The sequence below is a fragment of the Streptomyces flavusporus genome, from assembly GCF_046267975.1.
Lineage (GTDB): Bacteria > Actinomycetota > Actinomycetes > Streptomycetales > Streptomycetaceae > Streptomyces > Streptomyces flavusporus.
Genome location: NZ_CP176503.1, coordinates 6,168,540 through 6,190,576, shown reverse-complemented (window position 1 = coordinate 6,190,576; position 22,037 = coordinate 6,168,540). Strand labels below are relative to the sequence as shown.

Annotated in this window: 18 protein-coding genes, 1 tRNA gene and 1 pseudogene; 7 read left to right on the top strand and 13 right to left on the bottom strand. The window is 70.6% G+C overall.

Going from position 1 to position 22,037, the window contains the following annotated elements:
- Positions 1-49: 49 nt before the first annotated feature.
- Positions 50-1,501 carry a tetratricopeptide repeat protein gene (locus ACKTSN_RS29250; RefSeq protein WP_409471835.1) on the top strand — a complete coding sequence of 484 codons (1,452 nt, stop codon included), beginning with the start codon at positions 50-52 and terminating at the stop codon, positions 1,499-1,501.
- A 60-nt stretch (positions 1,502-1,561) separates the two neighbouring features.
- Here the strand turns inward: ACKTSN_RS29250 and hppD are convergent, their stop codons facing one another.
- Positions 1,562-2,734: a 4-hydroxyphenylpyruvate dioxygenase gene (hppD, locus tag ACKTSN_RS29245; protein WP_409471834.1), complete on the bottom strand. Its 1,173-nt coding sequence runs from the start codon at positions 2,732-2,734 to the stop codon at positions 1,562-1,564.
- Between the two features lie 124 nt (positions 2,735-2,858).
- On the opposite strand from hppD, the gene ACKTSN_RS29240 reads away from it, so the two are divergent.
- From ACKTSN_RS29240 to ACKTSN_RS29220, 5 genes are read left to right on the top strand one after another with little or no spacing between them, the layout of a single operon-like run.
- A complete protein-coding gene (locus tag ACKTSN_RS29240; protein ID WP_224733542.1) occupies positions 2,859-3,329 on the top strand; it encodes an Lrp/AsnC family transcriptional regulator in 471 nt (156 codons plus the stop codon).
- A gap of 46 nt (positions 3,330-3,375) precedes the next feature.
- Complete coding sequence (locus ACKTSN_RS29235; protein ID WP_409471833.1) at positions 3,376-4,023, top strand: ABC transporter permease; 648 nt, start codon at positions 3,376-3,378, stop codon at positions 4,021-4,023.
- The gene (locus ACKTSN_RS29230) at positions 4,016-5,254 is read left to right on the top strand and encodes a betaine/proline/choline family ABC transporter ATP-binding protein (RefSeq protein ID WP_409471832.1); all 1,239 of its coding nucleotides are present in this window, start codon (positions 4,016-4,018) and stop codon (positions 5,252-5,254) included. Before ACKTSN_RS29235 ends, ACKTSN_RS29230 begins: the two co-directional genes overlap by 8 nt.
- A complete protein-coding gene (locus ACKTSN_RS29225) occupies positions 5,251-6,111 on the top strand; it encodes an ABC transporter permease (RefSeq protein ID WP_409471831.1) in 861 nt (286 codons plus the stop codon). Before ACKTSN_RS29230 ends, ACKTSN_RS29225 begins: the two co-directional genes overlap by 4 nt.
- Entirely contained in the window at positions 6,108-7,070 is a 963-nt protein-coding gene (locus ACKTSN_RS29220; RefSeq protein WP_409471830.1) for a glycine betaine ABC transporter substrate-binding protein, read from the top strand. The genes ACKTSN_RS29225 and ACKTSN_RS29220 overlap by 4 nt, the downstream gene beginning before the upstream one ends.
- 22 nt (positions 7,071-7,092) lie before the next feature.
- Here the strand turns inward: ACKTSN_RS29220 and ACKTSN_RS29215 are convergent, their stop codons facing one another.
- From ACKTSN_RS29215 to ACKTSN_RS29190, 6 genes are all read right to left on the bottom strand, one after another.
- Positions 7,093-7,884 carry a S16 family serine protease gene (locus ACKTSN_RS29215; RefSeq protein WP_409471829.1) on the bottom strand — a complete coding sequence of 264 codons (792 nt, stop codon included), beginning with the start codon at positions 7,882-7,884 and terminating at the stop codon, positions 7,093-7,095.
- A 56-nt stretch (positions 7,885-7,940) separates the two neighbouring features.
- Complete coding sequence (locus ACKTSN_RS29210) at positions 7,941-8,582, bottom strand: IclR family transcriptional regulator (protein ID WP_409471828.1); 642 nt, start codon at positions 8,580-8,582, stop codon at positions 7,941-7,943.
- Positions 8,583-8,920: 338 nt separating this feature from the next.
- The gene (locus ACKTSN_RS29205) at positions 8,921-10,720 is read right to left on the bottom strand and encodes a DEAD/DEAH box helicase (RefSeq protein ID WP_409471827.1); all 1,800 of its coding nucleotides are present in this window, start codon (positions 10,718-10,720) and stop codon (positions 8,921-8,923) included.
- A gap of 117 nt (positions 10,721-10,837) precedes the next feature.
- Positions 10,838-11,212, bottom strand: a complete 375-nt coding sequence (locus ACKTSN_RS29200) for a type II toxin-antitoxin system death-on-curing family toxin (protein ID WP_409471826.1) — start codon at positions 11,210-11,212, stop codon at positions 10,838-10,840.
- Positions 11,209-11,409, bottom strand: a complete 201-nt coding sequence (locus ACKTSN_RS29195; protein WP_409471825.1) for a hypothetical protein — start codon at positions 11,407-11,409, stop codon at positions 11,209-11,211. The genes ACKTSN_RS29200 and ACKTSN_RS29195 overlap by 4 nt, the downstream gene beginning before the upstream one ends.
- 48 nt (positions 11,410-11,457) lie before the next feature.
- Entirely contained in the window at positions 11,458-12,903 is a 1,446-nt protein-coding gene (locus ACKTSN_RS29190) for an MFS transporter (RefSeq protein WP_409471824.1), read from the bottom strand.
- Between the two features lie 183 nt (positions 12,904-13,086).
- Between ACKTSN_RS29190 and ACKTSN_RS29185 the strand changes: the two genes are divergently transcribed.
- Positions 13,087-13,158: transfer RNA gene (locus tag ACKTSN_RS29185), tRNA-Cys, on the top strand.
- 180 nt (positions 13,159-13,338) lie between these two features.
- On the opposite strand, the gene ACKTSN_RS29180 is transcribed toward ACKTSN_RS29185, so the two are convergent.
- The 6 genes and pseudogenes from ACKTSN_RS29180 to ACKTSN_RS29155 form a co-directional block, all read right to left on the bottom strand.
- On the bottom strand, positions 13,339-14,439 hold the full coding sequence (locus ACKTSN_RS29180) for a hypothetical protein (RefSeq protein WP_409471823.1): 1,101 nt from the start codon (positions 14,437-14,439) through the stop codon (positions 13,339-13,341).
- Positions 14,440-14,885: 446 nt separating this feature from the next.
- Positions 14,886-15,737: pseudogene (locus ACKTSN_RS29175) on the bottom strand (tyrosine-type recombinase/integrase); the annotation flags it as partial.
- Between the two features lie 50 nt (positions 15,738-15,787).
- Positions 15,788-16,966: an SUKH-4 family immunity protein gene (locus ACKTSN_RS29170; RefSeq protein WP_409471822.1), complete on the bottom strand. Its 1,179-nt coding sequence runs from the start codon at positions 16,964-16,966 to the stop codon at positions 15,788-15,790.
- A gap of 163 nt (positions 16,967-17,129) precedes the next feature.
- Complete coding sequence (locus tag ACKTSN_RS29165; protein WP_409471821.1) at positions 17,130-19,439, bottom strand: xanthine dehydrogenase family protein molybdopterin-binding subunit; 2,310 nt, start codon at positions 19,437-19,439, stop codon at positions 17,130-17,132.
- On the bottom strand, positions 19,436-21,106 hold the full coding sequence (locus ACKTSN_RS29160) for a 2Fe-2S iron-sulfur cluster-binding protein (protein WP_409471820.1): 1,671 nt from the start codon (positions 21,104-21,106) through the stop codon (positions 19,436-19,438). The genes ACKTSN_RS29165 and ACKTSN_RS29160 overlap by 4 nt, the downstream gene beginning before the upstream one ends.
- A complete protein-coding gene (locus ACKTSN_RS29155) occupies positions 21,103-21,996 on the bottom strand; it encodes an FAD binding domain-containing protein (protein WP_409471819.1) in 894 nt (297 codons plus the stop codon). Before ACKTSN_RS29155 ends, ACKTSN_RS29160 begins: the two co-directional genes overlap by 4 nt.
- Between the last annotated feature and the right edge of the window lie 41 nt (positions 21,997-22,037).

The following is a 22,037-nucleotide window of genomic DNA, read 5'->3' as shown; positions in this document are numbered from 1 at the left end:
CCCTGGGCGTGCCGGGAACCGGTCGTCGTACTGGCGCACAGTGTGCGGCATGAACACCGTCATGGAGACCGAGGAGACCCGGAAGAACCAGGAGCGGGACAAGGGTCGGAAACGGGCGGGACGGCGTGGCCCGCGGCGCCGTTCCCGGCTCCTCGCGGGCGTCGTCATCGGCTCGCTCGTGGGGTGCCTCTTCGTCGTCGGGGTGCTGGTGCTGCGGCCCGAGCGGCCGGACCGCCCGCCGCGGCCCGCGCCGCGTCCGGCCGTACCGGCGATGACCGCGGTCACGAACGGGGTGCCGGCCGCACTGGACGACCTGGAGGCGCTGATCGGCGACCGCGAGGCCCGGCTGCGGGCGCGGCCCACGGACGCCCGGTCGTGGGCGGTGCTGGGCGCGGCGTACGTCCAGCAGGGGCGGCGGACCGCCGACGCCATGAACTACCCGAAGGCCGAGCAGGCGCTGCGGATGTCCCTGAAGGTGCGGCCGCGCGGCAACGTCGACGCGCTGAACGGCATGGCGGCGCTGGCCAACGCCCGCCGTGACTTCCGGACCGCGCGGAAGTGGGCGCAGGACGCGCTGAAGGCGGACCCCAAGAGATGGACGACGTATCCGCAGCTGATCGACGCCTATACGGGCCTCGGCGACTACAAGGCGAGCCGGCGGACCCTCGAACGGCTCCAGGAACTGCACTCCGGTCCGGCGGTCATGGCCCGGGCGGCCGGCGTGTACTGGGACCGCGGCTGGCGCGAGGACGCGGCGGCGACCCTGTCCGACGCGGCGGCGGCCGCCGGGTCTCCGGCCGAGCGGGCGGCGTGGCTGGAGCGGGCCGGGCAGCTCGCCTGGGAACGCGGGGACCTCAAGGCGGCGCTGCGGTACTTCGAGGAGGCGGTGCGGCTCGATCCCGACCAGCGGGCCGCGCAGGCCGGGCAGGGGCGGGTGCTGGCGGCGCTGGGGCGGACGGCTCAGGCGCTGAGCGCGTACCGGGTGGCGCTCGACAAGCAGCCGTCGCCGAGTTACGCCCTGGAGCTGGGCGAGCTGTACGAGTCGCTGGGGCTGCAGGAGGCGGCGGGGGTGCAGTTCGAGCGGCTGCGGTCGCAGGTGCTCAGCGCCGCCGAGGGCGGGGTCGACGAGGAGCTGGTGCTCGGGCGGTTCGAGGCGGACCACGGTGATCCCGAGGCGGCGGTGGAGCGGCTGCGGGCCGAGTGGCGGCGCCAGCCCGGGCTCGCGGTGGCCGACGCGCTGGGGTGGGCGCTGCACCGGGCGGGCGAGCACGAGGAGGCGCTGTGGTTCGCGGAGCGGGCGACGAACAGGGAGCACGGGGGTGAGGTGCGCAGTGCGCTGTACTCGTACCACCGGGGGATGATCGAGAGGGAGCTGGGGCTGGACGGGCCCGCGCGGCGGCATCTGCGGGAGGCGCTGCGGATCAACCCGTACTTCTCGCCGTTGCACGTGCCCGTGGCCGAGGCGGCGCTGGGGGAGTTGGGCGAGCCGGACGGCGCGTAGGGGCGGGGGTGAGCGGAGTCCGGCGGTACCGGACTCCGCCGCTGCCCTCGTCGGGAGCGCTCAGAGGTTGCCGCGCCTTGCCTGCTCCCGCTCGATCGCCTCGAACAGCGCCTTGAAGTTGCCCTTGCCGAAGCCCATCGAGCCATGGCGTTCGATGATCTCGAAGAAGACGGTCGGGCGGTCCTGGACCGGCTTGGTGAAGATCTGGAGCAGGTAGCCGTCCTCGTCACGGTCCGCGAGGATCTTCAGCTCGCGCAGGGTGTCGACGGGGACGCGGGTCTCGCCGACCCACTCCCCCAGGGTGTCGTAGTACGAGTCGGGCGTGTCCAGGAACTGCACGCCGGCCGCCCGCATCGTCCGTACCGTCTGGACGATGTCGTTGGTGTTGAGCGCGATGTGCTGGACGCCCGCGCCGCCGTAGAACTCCAGGTACTCGTCGATCTGGGACTTCTTCTTGGCGATGGCGGGCTCGTTGATCGGGAACTTGACCTTGAGTGTGCCGTCGGCCACCACCTTGGACATCAGCGCGCTGTACTCGGTCGCGATGTCGTCGCCCACGAACTCCTTCATGTTCGTGAAGCCCATGACCTTGTTGTAGAAGCCGACCCACTCGTTCATCCGGCCGAGCTCGACGTTGCCGACGCAGTGGTCGATGGCCTGGAAGGTGCTCCCCCAGCCTTCGGCCGGGAGGTGCCCCCAGGCGGGCGGTTCGACGATGGGCGCGGCGGCGGCGAAGCCGGGGAGATAGGGGCCGTCGTAGCCGGAGCGCTCGACCAGGGTGTGGCGGGTCTGGCCGTACGTGGCGATCGCGGCGAGGACCACCGTGCCGTGCTCGTCCTTCAGCTCGTACGGCTCGGCGACCGACCGGGCCCCGTGCTCGACGGCGTAGGCGTACGCGGCGCGTGCGTCGGGCACCTCGATGGCGAGGTCGATGACGCCGTCGCCGTGCTCGGCCACGTGCTCGGCGAGGAAGTGGCCCCAGGTGGTGGCGGGCTTGATCACCGAGGTGAACACGAAGCGGGCGGAGCCGTTCTCGAGTACGTAGCTCGCGGTCTCGCGGCTGCCGTTCTCCGGTCCGGAGTAGGCGACCAGGCGCATGCCGAAGGCGGTGGAGTAGTAGTGCGCCGCCTGTTTGGCGTTGCCCACGGCGAACACGACCGCGTCCATTCCCTTGACCGGGAAGGGGTCGGCCTGCCGTGCGGTGTCGGGAGTGTGGTGTGTGGTCTGCGTCATAGCCGCAGCGTCTCTCCGGCCCCGCAAGGTGCGCAATAGTTTGCGTCCTTGCTGGGCAATGTGACCAGTGAGATGCCCGTATCGGCGGGCGTTGTGTACAGGATGACCAGCTGGGAGGCCCGCTGTGGCGATCGATCATCTGGACGGCCGCATCATCGTGCTGCTGGCCCGTGAGCCGCGGATCGGCGTGCTGGAGATGTCGCGGCGGCTCGGCGTCGCGCGCGGCACGGTGCAGGCGCGGCTGGACCGGCTTCAGTCGAATGGCGTCATCCGCGGATTCGGCCCGCAGGTGGACCCGGCGGCCCTCGGCTACCCGGTCACCGCCTTCGCCACCCTGCAGATCCGGCAGGGCCAAGGGCCGGACGTACGGGCCCATTTGGCGACCGTACCGGAGGTACTGGAGCTGCACACCACCACCGGCAGCGGCGACATGCTGTGCCGGCTGGTGGCCCGCTCCAACGCCGACCTTCAACGTGTGATCGACCGGGTCGTCGGTTTTGATGGCATCGTCCGGGCCGCCACGGCGATCGTGATGGAGAACCCCGTTCCGCTGCGGATCATCCCGCTGGTGGAGCAGGCGGCGCTTCAGGAGTGAGCCACCGCGACCGGTGGGAGTGAGCAAGGCTGTGGAGTGATGGCGGGTGAACTTCTGGGAGTACCTCGGCAGCCGTCACCAGCAGCTGCTCACCGACGCCTACCAACACGCCAGCGCCGTCTTCCAGTGCATGGTCGTGGCGACTCTGCTGGGCGTGCTGATCGGCGTCGTCACCTACCGGTCGGAGTGGGCGGGCAACCTCGCCACCCTGGCCACCTCCACCATCCTGACCATTCCGTCGCTGGCGATGATCGGCCTGCTGATCCCGGTCGTGGGGCTCGGCGTACCGCCGACGGTGATCGCACTGACGTTGTACGGGCTCCTGCCGATCGTGCGGAACGCGATCGTGGGGCTGCGCGGCGTGGACCCCACGCTGGTGGACGCGGCCACGGGCATCGGGATGGCCCGGCCGATGCGCCTGGTGCGGATCGAACTGCCGCTCGCCTGGCCGCCGATCCTGACCGGCATCCGGGTCTCGACGCAGATGCTGATGGGCATCGCAGCCATCGCGGCGTACGCCTCCGGCCCCGGCCTCGGCAATCTGATCTTCCGCGGCCTCGCGTCCCTGGGCAGCAAGAACGCACTCAACCAGGTACTCGCCGGCACGCTCGCGATCATCATCCTGGCCCTGCTGTTCGACGCCGTGTACGTCCTCATCGGACGGCTGACCATCCCCAGGGGGATCCGTGCCTGAGACGTCCACCAGGGGGGCCGCGATCGAGCTGGAGAACCTCAGCAAGCGCTACCCGGGCAACCCGGCCCCCGCTGTGGACAACGTCACCATGCACATCAATGCGGGCGAGACCGTCATCCTCGTCGGTCCGTCCGGATGCGGAAAATCAACCACTCTCAAGATGATCAACAGGTTGATCGAGCCGAGCAGCGGTCGTATCCGGATCAACGAGGAAGACGTGACCCGCATGGATCCGGTCAAGCTGCGCCGCCATGTGGGGTACGCGATCCAGGCGTCCGGCCTGTTCCCGCACATGACGGTGGCGCAGAACATCGCGCTCGTCCCGAAGATGATCGGCTGGTCCAAGACGCGGATCCGGGAGCGGGTCGAGGAGATGCTCGACCTGGTCGGGCTCGACCCGCGCGAGTTCCACGGCCGCTATCCCCGCCAGCTGTCCGGCGGCCAGCAGCAGCGGGTGGGCGTGGCCCGGGCGCTGGCCGCCGATCCGCCGGTGCTGCTGATGGACGAGCCGTTCGGCGCGGTGGACCCGATCACCCGGGACCACCTCCAGGACGAGCTGATCCGGCTCCAGCGCGAGTTGCACAAGACGATCGTGTTCGTCACGCACGACTTCGACGAGGCGATCAAACTCGGCGACCGGATCGCGGTGCTGCGCGAGCGTTCGCACATCGCGCAGTTCGACACCCCGGAGGCGATCCTCACCAACCCGGCGGACGACTTCGTCTCCGGCTTCGTCGGCGCCGGGGCGGCGCTGAAACGGCTGAACCTGACCCGCGTACGGGATGTGGAGATCACCGACTACCCGACGGTGACCGTCGACGACCCGCTCCAGTCCATCTTCAACCTGCTCCGCTCCAGCGGCACCAACGAGATCCTTCTGCTGGACAAGCGGGGCCGCCCGTACAAGTGGCTCAGGCGTGGCGACCTGATGCGGGCCAAGGGCTCGCTGGCGCGCGCGGGCACGCTCGTGTACGACACGGTGACCCGGGACGCCACGCTGCGAGACGCGCTGGAGGCGGTGCTCACGGACAGCGCCGGGCGGGTGGCGGTGACCGGGCGGCGCGGCGAGTACACCGGCGTCGTCGACATGGAGACGCTCATCAACTCCGTGCACGAGCTGCTGGAGGCCGACCGGCTGGAGGCCATGGCGCACCGGCACGACCTGGAGGAGGCGAGGGCCGCCCAGACGCATGCCGAGCAGGAGGGCAACGGAGGGGAGGCGAAGGCGTGACCACCTCTTCGGACCGGAACCGGCCGGCGGGCGAACACGACGTCGAGGGCCACCCCTACCTGGAGGAGGGCGAGCTCCCGGACGAACAGGAGCCGCCTCCCCCGCCGAGTCCGACGGGCCCCCGGATCAGCTGGCAGAAGCTGACCGTGCTGCCCGCGTTCCTGGTGGCGCTGCTGCTCGCGACCTGGCTGTGGTTCGCGCAGGCCGACCTGGACACGATCTCCGAGAACGCGCTGTCCGGCGGCCGGGTGTCGAAGGCGCTGTGGCAGCACATCCAACTGACCGTGATCTCCACGTTCTTCGTGCTGATCATCGCGATCCCGCTGGGCATCCTGCTCACCCGCAAGGCCTTCCGCAGGGCAACCCCGGCGGCCATGGCGATCGCCAACACGGGCCAGGCGACCCCGGCGATCGGCCTGCTCGCCCTGCTGGTGATCTGGCTGGGCATCGGCCGCACAGCGGCCCTGATCGGCATCATCATCTACGCCGTGCTGCCGGTGCTGTCGAACACCATCGCCGGACTGAAGGCCACCGACCCGAGCCTGCTGGAGGCCGCGCGGGGCATCGGCATGTCCCCGACGGGGGTGCTGAGGAAGGTCGAACTCCCCCTGGCGGTCCCGCTGATCCTGGCCGGCGTCCGTACGGCGCTGGTCCTGAACGTCGGTACGGCGACCCTGGCGACCTTCGGCGGAGGCGGCGGACTGGGCGTGCTGATCACCACCGGCATCACCAGCCAGCGGATGCCGGTGCTGGTGCTGGGCTCGATCCTCACCGTCTCCCTGGCCCTGCTGGTGGACTGGATGGCCTCGCTGGCGGAACTGCTGTTGCGGCCGCAGGGGTTGGAGGTGGGGAGATGAGGCGCGGGTGTCTGCTGCCGACGGGGCTGCTGGTGGCCGTCTCCGGCTGTGGCCTGACGAGCGGTTCGCCGATGGTGGACGACGTGCAGCCGGGCTCGATCGGACGGGGCGAGCCGCTCAGGGGCGCCGATCTGACCGTGACGTCGAAGGAGTTCACCGAGCAGCTCATCCTCGGTGCGATCATGGGCATCGCCTTCGAGGCGGCCGGCGCGAACGTCCTGGACCGCACCGGCATCCAGGGCTCCGTGGGCTCCCGCGAGGCGGTCAAGAGCGGTGACGCGGACGGCGTCTACGAGTACACCGGCACCGCCTGGATCACGTACATGGGCAACAGCGAGCCCATCACCGACCCCCGGCAGCAGTGGCAGGCGGTGCACGACGCGGACCTGAGGAACGGCCTGACGTGGCTGCCGCCGGCGTCCCTCAACAACACCTACGCCCTGGCGATGAACCAGGCCAACTTCAAGAAGTACGGCACGAGGACCCTCTCCGACGTGGCCGCCCTGTCCAGATCGAATCCCTCGGCCGTGACGCTGTGTGTGGAGGGCGAGTTCGCCAACCGGGCGGACGGGCTGCCGGGGATGCAGAAGGCGTACGGCATGAACATCCCGCCGGCCCGCATCACCCAGATGGACACCGGGATCATCTACACCCAGGCGGCGAAGGGGAGTTGCACCTTCGGGGAGGTGTTCACCACCGACGGACGCATCAAGTCCATGAACCTGGTGGTGATGGAGGACGACCAGAAGTTCTTCCCCAACTACAACGCGGCGCCCGTGATCAACACCAAGACGCTGAAGGAGTGGCCGGCGATCACACAGATCCTCGACCCCATCACGAAGAAGCTGAACAACTCCGTGGCACAGACACTCAACGCGAAGGTGGACGTCGACGGGGAGGATCCGCACCAGGTGGCGCTGGACTGGTTGGTGGAGGAGGGGTTCGTCAAGGAGGGGTGAGCCGTGCTCGGCCGGACAGTCCCTAGCAACTCGGCACCGAGCCGGTCCCCTTCTCCAGGTTCACCAGGGACTCCACCGCCCCCTTCAGCGTGGTCACCGGAATCAGCCGCAGCCCCTTCGGCAGTTCAGACTTCGCGTCGGAGCACTCGGCCCGCGGCACCAGGAACACCGTCGCCCCGTCCCGCCGCGCGGCCTGCGTCTTCAGGGCCACGCCTCCCACCGCGCCGACGGTGCCGTCGGCGTCGATCGTGCCCGTACCGGCGATGGTGCGGCCGCCCGTGAGGTCGCCGCCGCTGCCGTCGCCGTCGAGTTTGTCGACGATGCCCAGGGAGAACAGCAAGCCGGCGCTGGGGCCGCCGACGTCGGCGAGTTCGAGGTCGACCTTGATCTTCTCGTCGCCCCGGTCCAGGTAGGACAGCGCGGCCTGGGTCGCCTCGTCCTGGGACTCCCGCATCTGGGCCTCGTTGTGCCGCTCGATCTCCTTGACGCTGTCACCGCTCGGATAGACCGCGTCGCGCGGCATGACGGCCTGGTCGGTACGCCACCAGGCGTCGATCACATCGCCGAGCGAGATGTGCGCGTCCGGGTTGGTCGCCTCGATCGTCGTCATCCGCAGCTGCCCGCTCGTGTCCCGGGTGGGGGCGCCGGAGATCGTGATCACCGGCGTGCCCCGGTTCTCGCCGAGGACGTTCGCCGTCATCCCGGGCTGCGCCACCGAGAACGGCAGCGGCGCGAACACCGCCGTGGCGATCAGGCCCACGACGGGCAGAGCGCAGACGGCGAGAGCCTGGGAGCGTGTGAGACGAGAGAGCACGAGGTCAATCTAACGCGGCGGCGTGTTCGAACCGCCCCCGGTTCGGATCACACCCGTCAGCGCAGCGCCTCCGCGACCTCGCGTGCCGCGTCCACGACCCGTGGGCCGACCCGCTCCGGCACCGCGTCCGCCAGCATCACGACCCCGACGCTGCCCTCGACCCCGGTGACCCCGACCAACGGCGCGGCGGCCCCACAGGCCCCCGCCTCCAACTCCCCCTGCGTCAGGGTGTATCCGGGGTCACCGGCCGGCCGCTGCCGGGCCGAGAGGATCGCCTTGCCGGCGGCGCCACGTTCCAGCGGATGCCGGAAGCCCGCCCGGTAGGCCACGTGATAGTCCGTCCACGTCGGCTCGACGACGGCGACGGCGAGCGCCTCGGCCCCGTCCACCAGCGTCAGATGCGCGGTCGCGCCGATGTCCTCGGCCAGCGACCGCAGCGCCGGCAGCGCGGCCTCCCGTACCAGCGGGTGCACCTGGCGCCCGAGCCCCAGCACACCCAGCCCGACCCGGGCACGTCCGCCCAGGTCACGTCGTACGAGCGCATGCTGCTCCAGCGTGGCCAGCAGCCGGTACACCACGGTCCGGTTCACACCCAGCTTGGTGGACAGTTCGGTCACGGTCAGCCCGTGGTCGGTGTCGGCCAGCAGTTTGAGGACGCGCAGTCCCCGGTCGAGCGTCTGAGAGGTCTCCGCGGTCACGACGCCCACTCCTTTGGTGGTGAGGTCGGCAGCCCCCTCGCGGCGTATGCGTCGCCGAGTCCCGTCAACGACGCGCTTCAGAGGCTGCCGATCGGCTGACGGCCCGGCCGGTGGTCCGGACCCAGTCGCTTCACGGCTGCGCTCCGCGGCGGCGCTGCCACGGGGCGTGTGCGTAGCGGGACAGTAGCGAAGGGAGTTCGCTGAGCGGAAGGCTCCGTCCAGAATCCGGGCAGTGGCCGACGTGGGCTGTTTCGGTTTGCCCAGATACGTACAGGCGCACATCGCAGGGCGTGCACCACCCCGGCACACAGCGCGCACGCCTCACCGGGGTGGGCCGGTCACCGCATCCGGGTGGCCCACTCCTGCACCTTGGCGATCCGCTGCCGCAGTTGCCCGGCCGTGGCCTCCGCGCTCGGCGGGCCGCCGCAGACCCGGCGCAGTTCGGTGTGGATGACGCCGTGCGGCTTGCCGCTCTGGTGGACGTACGCGCCGACCATGGTGTTGAGCTGCCGGCGCAGTTCCATCAGCTCCTTGTGCGAGACCACCGGCCGCCGCTCGGCGGGCAGTTCGAGCAGGTCGGCCTCGGTGTCGGGCTTCTTGCGGCTGTGCGCGATCTGCCGGGCCTGCCGCTTCTGCAGCAGCAGCTGCACCTGCTCGGGCTCCAACAGCCCGGGAATCCCCAGGTAGTCCTGCTCCTCTTCACTTCCCGGGTGGGCCTGCATGCCGAACTCGGCGCCGTTGTACATGACCCGGTCGAAGACCGCGTCCGACTCGAGGGCCTCGAAGGGCAGCATGTCCTGCTCGCCGGTGTCCTCGTCCTGCTGCTTCTCGGCCTCCTGGAGGAGCTTCTCCTCCTCGGCGTACGGGTCCTCCTCGCCGTCCTTCTTCGGCTTGTCGAGGACGTGGTCGCGCTCGCGCTCCATCTCGTTGGCGAAGGACAGCAGGTCGGGCACGGTCGGCAGGAACACGGACGCGGTCTCGCCACGCCTGCGGGACCGTACGAAACGCCCGACGGCCTGCGCGAAGAAGAGCGGCGTCGAGATGGTGGTCGCGTACACCCCGACCGCGAGCCTCGGCACGTCGACGCCCTCGGACACCATCCGCACCGCGACCATCCAGCGGTCGGTGTTGTTGCTGAACTCGTCGATCCGGTCGGAGGCGCCGGCGTCGTCGGACAGGACGAGGGTCGCCTTGTTGCCGGTGATGTCCCGGATGAGCTTGGCGTAGGCGCGCGCCGAGTCCTGGTCGGAGGCGATGACGAGGGCGCCCGCGTCCGGGATGGCCTTCCTGACCTCGGTCAGCCGCTGGTCGGCGGCGCGCAGCACGGCAGGCATCCACTCGCCGCGCGGGTCGAGCGCGGTACGCCAGGCCTGGCTGATCGCGTCCTTGGTCATGGGCTCGCCGAGCCGGGCCTCGATCTCGTCGCCGGCCTTGGTCCGCCAGCGCATGTTGCCGCTGTAGGAGAGGAAGATGACGGGCCGCACGACGTGGTCGGCGAGCGCGCTGCCGTACCCGTAGGTGTAGTCGGCGGCCGACCGCCGGATCCCGTCGTTCCCCTCCTCGTACGTCACGAAGGGAATGGGGTTGGTGTCGGACCGGAAGGGCGTACCGGTGAGCGCGAGCCGACGGGTCGCGGGCTCGAAGGCCTCGAGACAGGCCTCACCCCACGACTTGCTGTCACCGGCGTGATGGATCTCGTCGAGGATGACGAGGGTCTTGCGCTGCTCGACGCGGTTGCGGTGCAGCATGGGCCGCACGCCGACACCCGCGTACGTGACGGCGACCCCGTGGTACTCCTTGCTGAGCGGGCCGGCGCTGTACTCGGGGTCGAGCTTGATCCCTATCCGCGCCGCGGCCTCCGCCCACTGCTTCTTCAGATGCTCGGTGGGCGCGACCACGGTGACCTGCTGCACGACGTGGTGGTGCAGCAGCCAGGACGCCAGCGTCAGCGCGAAGGTCGTCTTGCCGGCGCCGGGGGTGGCGACCGCGAGGAAGTCACGCGGCTGCTCCTGGATGTACTTCTCCATCGCACCCTGCTGCCAGGCACGCAGCTTGCTGGCGGTACCCCAGGGGGCGCGGCCGGGGAACGCGGGCGAGAGGTGATGGGAGGACGAGGAGGAAGCGGCGGTGGTAGTCACGGTCTCCGGGGGGTGGGTCGGGCGGCTCGGCTACGTAGGACAACCGGGCCACCCTACCGGCGGGCCGGCGGTGTCAATGCGCCAACTGCGCCGGGTCGCCCGTGGGTGGGATCCACGTCACAACTCCCGCAGCCGCCCCGCGATCCCCTCCACATCACGCTCCGCACCCGAGGCCACATCGACGACCAGGTCATACGCCGCGTCCTGGTCGCAGCCCGCCGGATCGACCCCGTTGAGGGTCAGAAACGTCACCGCAGCAAGCCACGCGGTGCGCTTGTTCCCGTCGACGAGGGGATGGTTCGTCGCGATCGCGTGAAGCAGGGCGGCGGCCTGCTCGTAGAGGTCGTCGTAGGCCGCCGTACCGAACATCCGGGCGCGAGGCCGGTGCACGGCCGAGGCGAGCAACCCGGGCGCACGGGCCTCCGGCGCGCGGCCGCCGAAGGCGCTCTCGGCGAGGGCGGTCACCTCCGCAACCGTCAGGTACCGGGTCACTCCCCCAACCTCCTCAGCAGATCGGCGTGCGCCGCGGCCAGCCGCTCCGCGGTGGAGCGCACGCGCGCGCCCTCGTCTTGCAGATGCCTGCGTACGGCTTCCAGGGCGAGGTCCTCCGGCCGACGACCGCACGCGTCCGCGAGGTCGTCGAGGGCCTGCCGGAGGTCGGGGGTGATACGGAGAGTGAGCTCTTGCATGCAAGGAGAGTAGGGGCCACGGTCACATGGCGGCGATCGGTTTACGGCTTACCGCTCCCGCAACCGCGTAGTCACCCAAGCCCCCACCAACGCCACCCCCGCCATCGGCAGGAACACGGCGGCGAAGGCGGCCGGATGCGAACCCGTGGCCTCGGTCGCCGCGTGCGTCACCGTGCCGCCGCCCAGGGCCGCGAAGGCCGCGCCGCCCGCCGAGAGGAGGACCACGTTGGACAGACCGTCGGAGATCTGGAGGGCGGCGGAGTTGGTGCCGGCCTCCTCGGGGGCGGAGAGGTGGAGCAGCAGGACGCTGGTGGACGAGATCACCAGACCCATGCCGAAGCAGCCGAAGCCCCAGGCGACGGCCACGATCCATACGGGGACAGAATCGAGCAGGACACTCGGCGCGGTGGCGATGGCCACCGCGACCAGCAGCATCCCCAGCGTCATCAGGCGTTCGCGGTACCGCTCCAGGCGCGGTCGCGACTGCACCCACGAACCCAGCGCCCACGTCGCCCCGCCCGCCGCCAGCGAGAAACCGGCGAGCGTCGGCGACAGCCCTCGCTGGGTGACCAGCATCAGCGGCACGAAGGACTCCGCGGCGATGAAGGATCCGGCGGCGACACCGCGCAGCAGCACCACGGAAGGCAGTCCGCGTGCCGCCCGGTAGGTGCCGCGTGGGAGCAGCCCGAGCACCGCCGGCACGAGGAGGGCGGCACCCACGATGCCGGGGATCAGAGAGGGCCAGCGCAGATCCTGGGCGGCGTACTGGAGCAGGCCCGCGCCGAGGGAGATGCCGAGGGCGAGCCGGATCCGGCGGTGGTCGAAGGAGGCTCCGTCCGCCGAGTCATCGACGGCCCCGGACGCCCGGCGTCGTATCTGCGGCAGCGCCAGCGCCAGCGGAAGGACGACGAGCACCGGGATCCCGACGAACACCCAACGCCAGCCGAGGTGTTCGGTCACCGTCCCCGAGGCGAGCGGCCCCACGATCGACGGCACGACCCAGGCCGCCGCGAACGCCGCCATGATCGCCGGCCGCAGCCGCTCCGGGTAGGCGCGGCTCACGACGACGTACAGCGCGACGATGACCAGCCCGCCGCCGAGCCCCTGCACCGCCCGCCCGAGGATGAACGGCCACATCGCAGCCGCGGTCCCGGACAGCAGCAGCCCCGCGGCGAACGCCGCGATACCCGTGGTCAGCGCGCCGAGGGGGCCGCGCCGGTCCGACCACTGACCGGCGAGCACCATCCCGAACAGGCTGGTCGTGAAGTACCCGGAGAACGCGAACGCGTACAGCGACACACCGTCCAACTCCCGCGCCGCGACCGGCATCGCGGTCCCGACCGCCGTCGCCTCGAAGGCGATCAGCAGCACGACGGAGACGATCCCGACGCTGAGCGCCCGGTAGGACCGGCTCAGCACACCCTCGCTGTCGGATTCCGACGGGACGGTCCGGGTGTCTGCGACGTCGGTGTCGCGGGGTTCCAGGGCAGCCATGTACGCCAGCGTAAGGGGCACAACCCGACGTGACCCCTGTCGGGAGACGGTGGTGCTCTCAGCCCATGGTCGTAGGTCCGGCGGCCCTTTCCTGAGCTTTCATGAACGCCGTATGGCAGTCCCGTTGCAGCGCCCCGGCTTTCCTTGAGACCCACGTCAGCCCGCCCTACCTTCGAATCACACGGCCGTGTGCCCGAGTGGTTGAGGGGCTCGCCTGCAAAGCGAGTTACGTGGGTTCGATTCCCGCCACGGCCTCAACTGCCTTGACCAGGCAAAACAAAAGGGCGGCACCCCCGAGGGGTTGCCGCCCTTTTGGTCGTCCGTCTCAGTTGGCCGGTACGGGCGCGCTCCGTGCACGGACAAGGTGAGGCTCGCCGGCGCGGGTGCGGCAGCAGACGCCAGGGCCCACCAGCCCTGCCAGAAACCGTGCCGTCATTAAACGACATGCCAGTCGTAAACGATGTCGTAGTCGGCGTCGTGTTCGCGTACTTTCTGGGCCTTCAGGGAATCGACGTCAGGTTGTGTCCTGATGCGCCAGGGACTGTCGACCGTGAGGGTGATCGGGATGGGCGTGAAGATCTCATCCTGCAAGCCTTCGTCAATGACACTGATCAGCCCGTCGTAGCCGGCGCCGGCGAGAGCCCCTAGAGCACCCCCTACGGCAGTTCCGATCCCTGGCACCGCTGAGCCTACTGCCGCGCCGATGCCTGCTCCCACGCCAGCGGCAACACCCACGACGGCTGCTTTCATCTTGCCGCCGACCTGCTGGTGGAGTTCTTGGAAGTCCTGTTGGAGATCCCCGTTGTCCTGCTCCACGACGAAGAGCGTGGTGGTGTATGTGCGTGGAAAGTCGCCCTGCTGCAGGAGATCGAACTCGATGAGTGCGTGAGGATTTGCACCCCAAGGACCTCGCACGGAATCCTCAGACACATCACCGACTGGCTGTGCCGTAATTAGATTCACAACGGGCTTGCCGTCCGGGCCGACTCTTACAGATGATGAGTCAAGTCCCGTGGCAGATATGAATATTTCATCGTCCCCACCTTGGAGAAAATCATCCGTTGATTGGTTTTCCCTGAAGCCTCGCAGACGGAACTGAAGACGCGAGGAGTGCGGGACAACATAGTTGAAGCTGTTTTCGCCGCTGTGAGTTTCACCGTCAGCCGGGCACTTTCCTCGGAACGGGCCGAAGAACAGGCTCTGGCATTTCGGGCAGGCATTCCACTCGGGCTGAGAACCCGGCAACGGAGGGACATTGAAACGGAGAGCGTAGGCGAAGCTGCCCTCCGTGCTGTGCTGACCTCCTGCGGGGCAGGTCCCCTTGAATTCAGCGAAATGGAGACCTTTACAGTTGGGGCAGGAAGCCCAGCCGTGTTGCACATTTTCCTCTGCCGGCACGTCGAAGTCGATCTCGTAGCCGAAGGTGCCCTCCTGGCTGTGCTGGCCTCCTGCCGGGCAGGCTCCCTTGAAGTCATGCCCTGCGAAATGAAGGCCTTGGCAGTTGGGGCAGGAAGCCCAGCCGGGTTGCCTAGTCATGTCGAGCTAACCTTTCCTGCGATAGGGCAAGGAACGGTGATTGTTAGTCAAAGAATTCGCCTCACGCCAATGCGTAAGCGACAACACCGCGCGATTCGCATTGGCCAATAAGCTTGTCGTTTCGACGGCGTCCCGCGGTCTCCGCAGCTATGGACACGCTGATCCGGGCAGTGAGCACCTTGACCCCTGCGGTGAGGTGCTGGATTCGTCGGGCCAGCTACTGTCGGGCGGGTCCCACCGCTTGCTAAGCCCTCTACACCAGCCCACCACTGAGTTGGGCAGGGCGCAAGTCGCACTGCGGAGCGCACGTGAACGTGTATTCGATGCCGCTCCGTCAGCGTATGCCCGAACGGCGGGCTCCAGGGCGCCGATTCACCTTCGTGGCTGCGTCAATAGGGCGGCATCCCATCAGTGATACCGCCCTATTGTCCATCTCAGTTTCCGTCTCACCTGACCGGTACCAGCGCGCCGGCCGCCCCGTCGTCATCGTCCCGACGGTCCGTCTCGGTTCTCCAGATTAGGCCGTCCACCTGGCTCGCGATGTCGGCTCGCACGGCGTCCACCATGTGCTGATACCGGGCGGCCATGGCGGTCGTAGACCACCCCATGAGCCCCATGACGGCTCGCTCGGGGACATTGAGGATGAGCAGCACCGTGGCGGCCGTGTGGCGCGCGTCGTGGAGACGCCCGTCCCGGACGTTCGCCTCTGCCAGTAGAGCCTTCCACTCGGCCCAGTCCCGACGGTGGGACGGGCTGCGGCCGTACTCGTCCGGGAACACCAAACCGTTCTCCACCCAGCGCTTTCCGGCCGCCTGCCGCTCCGCTTCCTGCGCCTTGTGGTGGGTCCGCAGTAGGTCAACGAGCTGTTCAGGGAGGCCGACCGCGCGGCGGCCGGCACGCGACTTGGTGGTGGAAATCTCCGGGTTGGTGCGTCGCCTTTGCGGGCAGTACCCGGCGGCCTTGCGTCCGCAGGGTTCCACGCACCCGTGCGTGTACTGCGGCCGGTGGCGACTACGACGGACCACGAGGAACCCACCGTCAAGGTCCACGTCTTCCCATCTCAGGGCCAGCACCTCCCCTTGGCGCAGTCCGAGGGCGAGGGCGACGGCCCAGCGTGCGGAGTTACGGTGCTGGTCAGCGGCCTTCAGCAACCGCTGTACCTCTTGCACGCTGTAGGGCTCCACCTCGCACTCACCCGTCTTCGGGGCCTTGGCCAACTGAACCGGGTTCTTGCCGAGGTGGCCGCGCCGTACAGCCTCGTTGAGGGCGGTGCGGAAGGTGCGGTGCACCTGGTGGGCGGCGTGTTACGCGGGTTCGATTCCCGCCACGGCCTCCACGTCAACCCGTCTCAGAGGACCCCGCCCGCCTCGTCCTGGAACAGTTCCGTCCAGTAGTGCCAGGGCGAGGAGGGTGTCGTGCTCGTCGGGTCGACGGTTCTCAGGACCTGGATCATCGTCGCCGCCAGCTGGTCGTAGGCGTCGGTCGTGAGCGCGTGGTCCGACGTCTCGTCGATCGTCTTCTCCCGGTGCAGCAGCCAGAGGGTGAAAGCCAGCGTGGAGACATCCGTGTTGAGGGCGTACAGCCTCGCCTCGGGCTCGTTCCAGTTCAGCACCTCGCCCGTCGCGCCGTCGACGACCAGGCTGTTGTCCTCGATGAGGTATCCGAGGCGTATCAAGTGGTCGGCACGCGCGGGGAGTTGCTCGGCCGGGTAGTCGCCGGGGCGCTCGTCCGCGTAGTACTCGGTCAGGGTCGGCAGCGGGACGTCCGTGTCCAGGGAGAAGAGGAAGCCGTCCTCGGGCAGGCCCGTCTCGCGCAGGAAGCGGCGGGTCGGTTCGTGGGTGAGCATGGCGGGGAAGTCGACGTCCTCGAAGCGGGCGACCCGGCCCGGGCCGAACTCCTGGTCCAGCAGGCGGGACGGCAGGTCGAGGGTGAGGCCGGATTCCGTACCCGGGCCCGCCACCAGGGCGAGGGGACGGATCAGTGCCGCCATCCGCCAGAACGAGGGCACTTCACCGTCCGGGCCCGTCTCCTCCTCGAACACCGCCAGCAGTTGGCGTGACGCCCGCGCCACCGCCTTCGGCCCGAAGCGGCCCGCGTACGCGGCGAACTGTCCGCGCAGATGGGCCAGTTCCTCGGTCGTCGACGCGAAGCGCACCAGCGTCCGCAGGGAAGGAGCGAGCGGGCGGGTGTCCATCAGGTCGGGGCGGTCGTGGAAGAAGTACGTCGTCGAGACCTCGCCCGTCGCGCCGTCGAGCAGGACCGACTCGCCCTCCAGGCCCTCGGGGGCCAGGAGTCCCCCTATGACCAGCTGTTCGCTCAGCTGGGCCGCCAGGCGGTCGGGGTCGCCCGTCGAGTCCGCCACCGTACGCAGGCCGTCGCTGCGCAGCGCCTCGAACGTCAACAGCCCGCTGTCGCCCGGCAGTCCGGGACCCGTCAGCCAGCGGCGCGTCGGCGCATGCGTGACGTACGGATCCAGCTCGTCCTCCGTCAAGGTGATCACCGCCGGAGCGGCATCGATCGTGCTCATGGTTCCCCCGCGCATGGTTGTCCCCAGGGTGACGCCGGTCGTCCGTGCCTCGCGGCACCGGCCGTCCCCACTGCCCAGAACACTACGCGGCACCACTGACAATCGCTCCGACCTGCGCAAACAGCGAGCGAACAGCGTCCGTCGGAGAATCAGCGGCTGTGGCTCACTGGCCCGTCACCACCGCCGCCTGCGGGCGGATCGGCAGTCGGTTCACCGGGCGGCCCGTCGCGGCGCGCACGGCCGACGCGATCGCAGCCGGGGACGCCACGACCGGTACCGCACTGGCCGCCTTCGCGCCGAAGGGGGCGACCACGTCGCGTTCCTCGACCAGCTTGACGATCCGGATGTCGGGGGCGTCAAGGGCGGTCGGCAGGGCGTACCCGGTGAGATCGGGATGCCGTATCACTCCGCGCGGGGTGCGCAGGTTCTCCGTGAGGGCGATGCCCACGCCCTGGGTGACGCCCGCCTCGATACGGGCCGCGAGCTGCGTCGGGTTCAGCACCCGGCCGACGTCCTGGGCGACCGCCAGCTCGACCACCCGTACGGAACCGAGCTCGATGTCGACGTCGACCACGGCGCGGATCGCGCAGAAGGCGAGCCCGACGAAGGCGTCGCCCTGGCCGGTCGCGTCGAGCGGTTCGGTCGGGTGCGGGCGGCACTGCGCGGTCGCCCACAGTTCCTTGCCGTCCATCGCCTCGGTGACGGTGGTCGACAGGACTCCGTCGTACGACGTGATCTTGCCGTCGGTGATCTGGAGCAGCTCGGTGGACATGCCGAACTTGTGCGCCAGCGGCTGCAGCAGCTGCGTGCGGACCATCTTCGCCGCCCGCTCCACCGCACCGCCCGACACCCATGTGTGGCGGCCGCGGCAGCCCGCGCCGGCCGGCGGCTGGTCGGTGTCCACGGGGGCCACATGCACCTCGTCGATGCCCAGCGTCTCCTGGACGATCTGACGGGCGAGCGTGCTGAAGCCCTGGCCGGTCTCGACGGCCGCACAGAGCACCGTCGCCACGCCGTCCTGGACCTTCACCGTCGCCGTGGAGACCTCGTCGGCGCCCTCCGCGCCGAGCATGTGCACCATGCCGAGGCCGTATCCGACGCCGCGGCGCACCGCGCCCGGTTCGCCCGCGCCCTCGGGGCCGCCGGGCAGCAGCCACTCGTCCTCGGGCGTGTCCTTGGGCAGGGCCGGCAGGGGGAAGTCCCGTACGGCCTGGAGGAGTTCCGCGACGGGAGCCGGGCACGTCACCGTCTGGCCCGTCGGGAGTACGTCGCCCGTCGCCATGACGTTGCGCAGGCGCAGCTCCGCCGGGTCGACGCCCAGCTTCTTCGCCAGCTTGTCCATCTGCGCCTCGTAGGCGGCGGCCACCTGCATCGCGCCCTCGCCGCGCACATGGCCGGAGGGCGGGTTGTTGGTGCGCACGGCCCAGCCCTCGATGAAGGCGTTCGGAACGACGTACGGGCCGCAGGCGAAGGAGACGGCGGCCGCGAGGGCGTCCGAGGAGGTGTCGGCGTATGCGCCCGCGTCCAGCAGGATCTGCGCCTCGACCTTCACCAGCTTGCCCTCGGCGTCCGCGTGGTGGCGGTACCTGAGCAGGGTCGGATGCCGGTGCGGGTGGCCCAGGAAGGACTCCTCGCGCGTGGCGGTCAGTTTCACCGGGCAGCCGGTCTTCAACGCCAGCAGGCCGAGCGGGAGTTGGAAGCCCTGGTCCTCGCGGTCGGCGGTGGCGCCGGGCACTCCGGTGACGACGACCTTCACGCGCTCCGGTTCCAGGCCGTAGCAGGCGGCGGCGGTGTCGCGGTCGGTGTGCGGGTCCGTGGACGCCAGGTACAGCTCCACTCCGCCGTCGGGGCGCGGCACGGCGAGGCCCGCCTCGGCGCCGATGGGCGCCGGGTCCTGGCGGCCGATGCGGTACAGGCCCTCGACGACGACCTCGCCGGCCGCCTCCGGGTCGCCGTGGCGCAGCGGGATGTGCCGGATCAGGTTGCCGTCGGGGTGCAGCGGCTCGGCCTCGAAGGCCTGCTCGGGGTCGGTCACCGGGTCGAGTACCTCGTACTCGACGATGACGGCCGCGGCGGCCATCCGCGCGGTGTCCGGGTGGTCGGCGGCGACGGCGGCGATGGGTTCACCGTGGTGGCGTACGACCTCGGAGGCGAACACGGGGCGGTCGGACCTGCCGCGGCCGTGCAGCGGCGCGCCGGGCACGTCCTCGTGCGTCACGACGGCCCGTACGCCGGGCATCTCGCGCGCGTGGGAGGTGTCGATGGACACAATGCGCGCGTGCGGGTGCGGTGAGCGCAACACGGCCGCCCACAGCAGGCCTTCGGCCCACAGGTCGGCCGCGTACGGGAAGGTGCCCTCGGTCTTCGCGCGGGCGTCCGCGGCGGGCAGGGAGGCGCCGAGGCCGTGCGGGATCGACTCGGCAGCGGGGACGGCCTCCGCGGTGGTGGTCGCGGTGGCGGCTTCGTTGCTCACGCCTGGCCTCCGTCCTGTCCCTGTCCGTACGGCTGGTCATGCGGTCCGGGTGATCCGGGGGACTCGAACGCCGACGGGTTGACGCCGCCGGCCCCGGGCTCCGCCTGGTGGGGGATACGTGCCTCGTCCGCGTCGTGTTCGGCCGCGTCGGCCGCGGAGTGCGCCTCGCGTTCGGCGACGACGTCCTTGACGGCGTCCAGGACGGCCCGGTAGCCGGAGCAGCGGCACAGGTTGCCGCACAGCGCCTGGCGGGTCTCCAGCTCGGTCGGCGCCGGGTTGCCCTCCAGGAGGTCGTGCACGGTCATCGCCATGCCCGGCACGCAGAAACCGCACTGCACCGCACCGCACCTGGCGAGGGCCCGCTGCACGTCCGAGGGCTGTCCGTCGGCGGCCAGGCCCTCCACGGTGCGCACCTCACTACCGGCCGCGGTGACCGCGGGCACCAGGCAGGAGGCGACGAGCCGCCCGTCGACCTGGACGTTGCAGGCCCCGCACTCGCCCTGCGAGCAGCCGTCCTTGGCGCCCGCGAGGCCGAGCCGCTCCCGCAGGACGTAGAGCAGCGACTCGCCGATCCACGCGTCGGTGACGGGGCGCTCCGTGCCGTTGACGCGCAGCACGTACGAGACGAGCGGGTGCTCCTCGTGTGCGGACGGGGCGGCCGGTGCGTCGGCCTCCTCCGGGGCGTCGTCCGTGGTCTTGCCGTCGGCGCCCGTCACGGGCTGCTCGGCGCCCTCCGGCCCGGTGCCCGCACCTCCGGCCGGTGCGGGCGGCGCGGAGGACTCAGCGGGGCTCTCAGCGGCCTCCTCGGGCCCATGGGCACCTGGGGTGTCCTCGACCGTCTCACCGGCCACAGGGGCGGGCGGCGAAGCCTCCGCGTACGGCTGGGCGGGACGGGCGGCCTGAGCGGCCTCCTCGGCGCGCGCGGCCGACGCGTACGCGGACGCGGATGGCGCGGCCTGCCCCGGATGGGACTGCCCAGGATCGGGCTGCTGCGCGGCGGCACCGGACTGTTCCGGCTCATGGCGCTGGTCCCCGGACGGCCCCGGCTCACCGTGCTCATGCCCGGACGGCCCCGTCCCCGCGCCCGGCGACGGCTCCCGGCTCCACGGCTGCCCCACCGACTCGGTCGCCCATGGCGCGGATGCACCCCCGGGAAGCGTGGCCGGTGGTGTGCCGCCCCACTGCTCCACGAGGGACGAGGTGGTGAACTCGCCCGATTCGTCCGGAAGATCACCGTTCGCAACGGGGATCGACCACTGCCCGGTCACGTCGTGGCCGGGTGCCGCGGATGCCTCCGCGGCGTTGGCGTCCTCGAAGGTCCACTGGCCCGTGGCCGGGGGGTTGTACGTGAACTGGTCCTGCCCGGAGGCGTCCTGCGGCACCGCGTTCGGGTCGGGCCACTGCACGCCTTCGGAGGGCATCGCCCAGGTGCCGGTGGCGGCGGGGTCGGTGCCGGCGGTGGTCGCGGGCGTGACCGTTATCGGCGGCGGTACGTAGCCGTGGCCGGGCGCGGCGAGCGGGCTCTCGGCAGCGGCCAGCAGCGCGTCGACGCCGCCCTCGGGGAGTTTCACGAAGGCGGTGGCGCCGTCGTCGTAGTCGCCCTGGGGCAGCGGGTCCCAGCGGCCGCCACCCTGGGGCGTGCCCCCTTCGTGCTGGTCGTCGGTCACGACAGCGCCCTCCCCAGTGCTCGTCGGGCCAGCGCGGCGACGGTGCGCCGCAGGTGCAGTACGGCGGGCGGAAGCTGCTGTACGGAGCCGTCCTCGGCCGGGACCGGGTCGGGGATACAGGCCGCGGCGACGTACTCGCCGAAGGCGTTCAGCGCCTCGGGGACGATCGCGCGGTTGTTGTCCCAGTCGATGAGCTGCGCGACCCACTGCTCGGCCTCCAGGGGCCTGAGCGGCATCGGCGCTATGGCGCCGACGGCACACCTGACCCCGCGGCGGGCCGGGTCGAGGACGAGCGCGACGGACGCGACGGCCCGCCCGGGGCCGGTGCGGCCGGTCGCCTTCAGGAAGACCTGCGGCGCGTGCAGCAGCGGCACGCGCACGTAGCCGATGAGTTCGCCGGCGCGCAGCATCTCCATGCCGGCCAGCAGGTGCGACACCGGGAGCTCCCGGCGGGCTCCGCCCGGGCCCGCGACGATCAGCGTCGCCTCCAGGGCGGCCAGCACCGGCAGCGCGTCGCCGGTGGGGGCGGCCGTGGCGATGTTGCCACCCAGGGTGCCGGCGTTGCGGATGTGCGGCGGACCGGCGGCCCGCGCGGCGGCGGCGAGCGCCGGGATGAGCGCGGCGAAGTCGGGGCGGCCCATACGCGCGTGGGTGAGGCCCGCGCCGAGCAGGGCGTGCCCGTCCTGGTACTGCCAGCCGCGGATTTCGCTGATCTTGCCGAGGCCGACCAGCGCAGCGGGCCTGAGCTGCCCCGAGTTGACGGCGGTCATCAGATCGGTGCCGCCGGCCACGGGCACTGCGGCGGGCATGACGGTGAGCGCCGCCACTGCCTCGTCCAGCGTGGCGGGCAGCGTGACGGCCTGCGCCGCCTGCGGTGCGTGCGTGGTCAAACCGGCTTGCCCCTTCCCGCTGCCCCACCTGGTCCCGCCCG

Excerpts from the sequence above, each read along its gene's own strand:
- ACKTSN_RS29220 (WP_409471830.1), top strand. The coding sequence starts at position 6,108 with ATGAGGCGCGGGTGTCTGCTGCCGACGGGGCTGCTGGTGGCCGTCTCC.
- ACKTSN_RS29195 (WP_409471825.1), bottom strand. The coding sequence starts at position 11,409 with ATGCAAGAGCTCACTCTCCGTATCACCCCCGACCTCCGGCAGGCCCTC.
- ACKTSN_RS29180 (WP_409471823.1), bottom strand. The coding sequence starts at position 14,439 with ATGACTAGGCAACCCGGCTGGGCTTCCTGCCCCAACTGCCAAGGCCTT.
- ACKTSN_RS29250 (WP_409471835.1), top strand. The coding sequence starts at position 50 with ATGAACACCGTCATGGAGACCGAGGAGACCCGGAAGAACCAGGAGCGG.
- ACKTSN_RS29170 (WP_409471822.1), bottom strand. The coding sequence starts at position 16,966 with ATGAGCACGATCGATGCCGCTCCGGCGGTGATCACCTTGACGGAGGAC.
- hppD (WP_409471834.1), bottom strand. The coding sequence starts at position 2,734 with ATGACGCAGACCACACACCACACTCCCGACACCGCACGGCAGGCCGAC.
- ACKTSN_RS29190 (WP_409471824.1), bottom strand. The coding sequence starts at position 12,903 with ATGGCTGCCCTGGAACCCCGCGACACCGACGTCGCAGACACCCGGACC.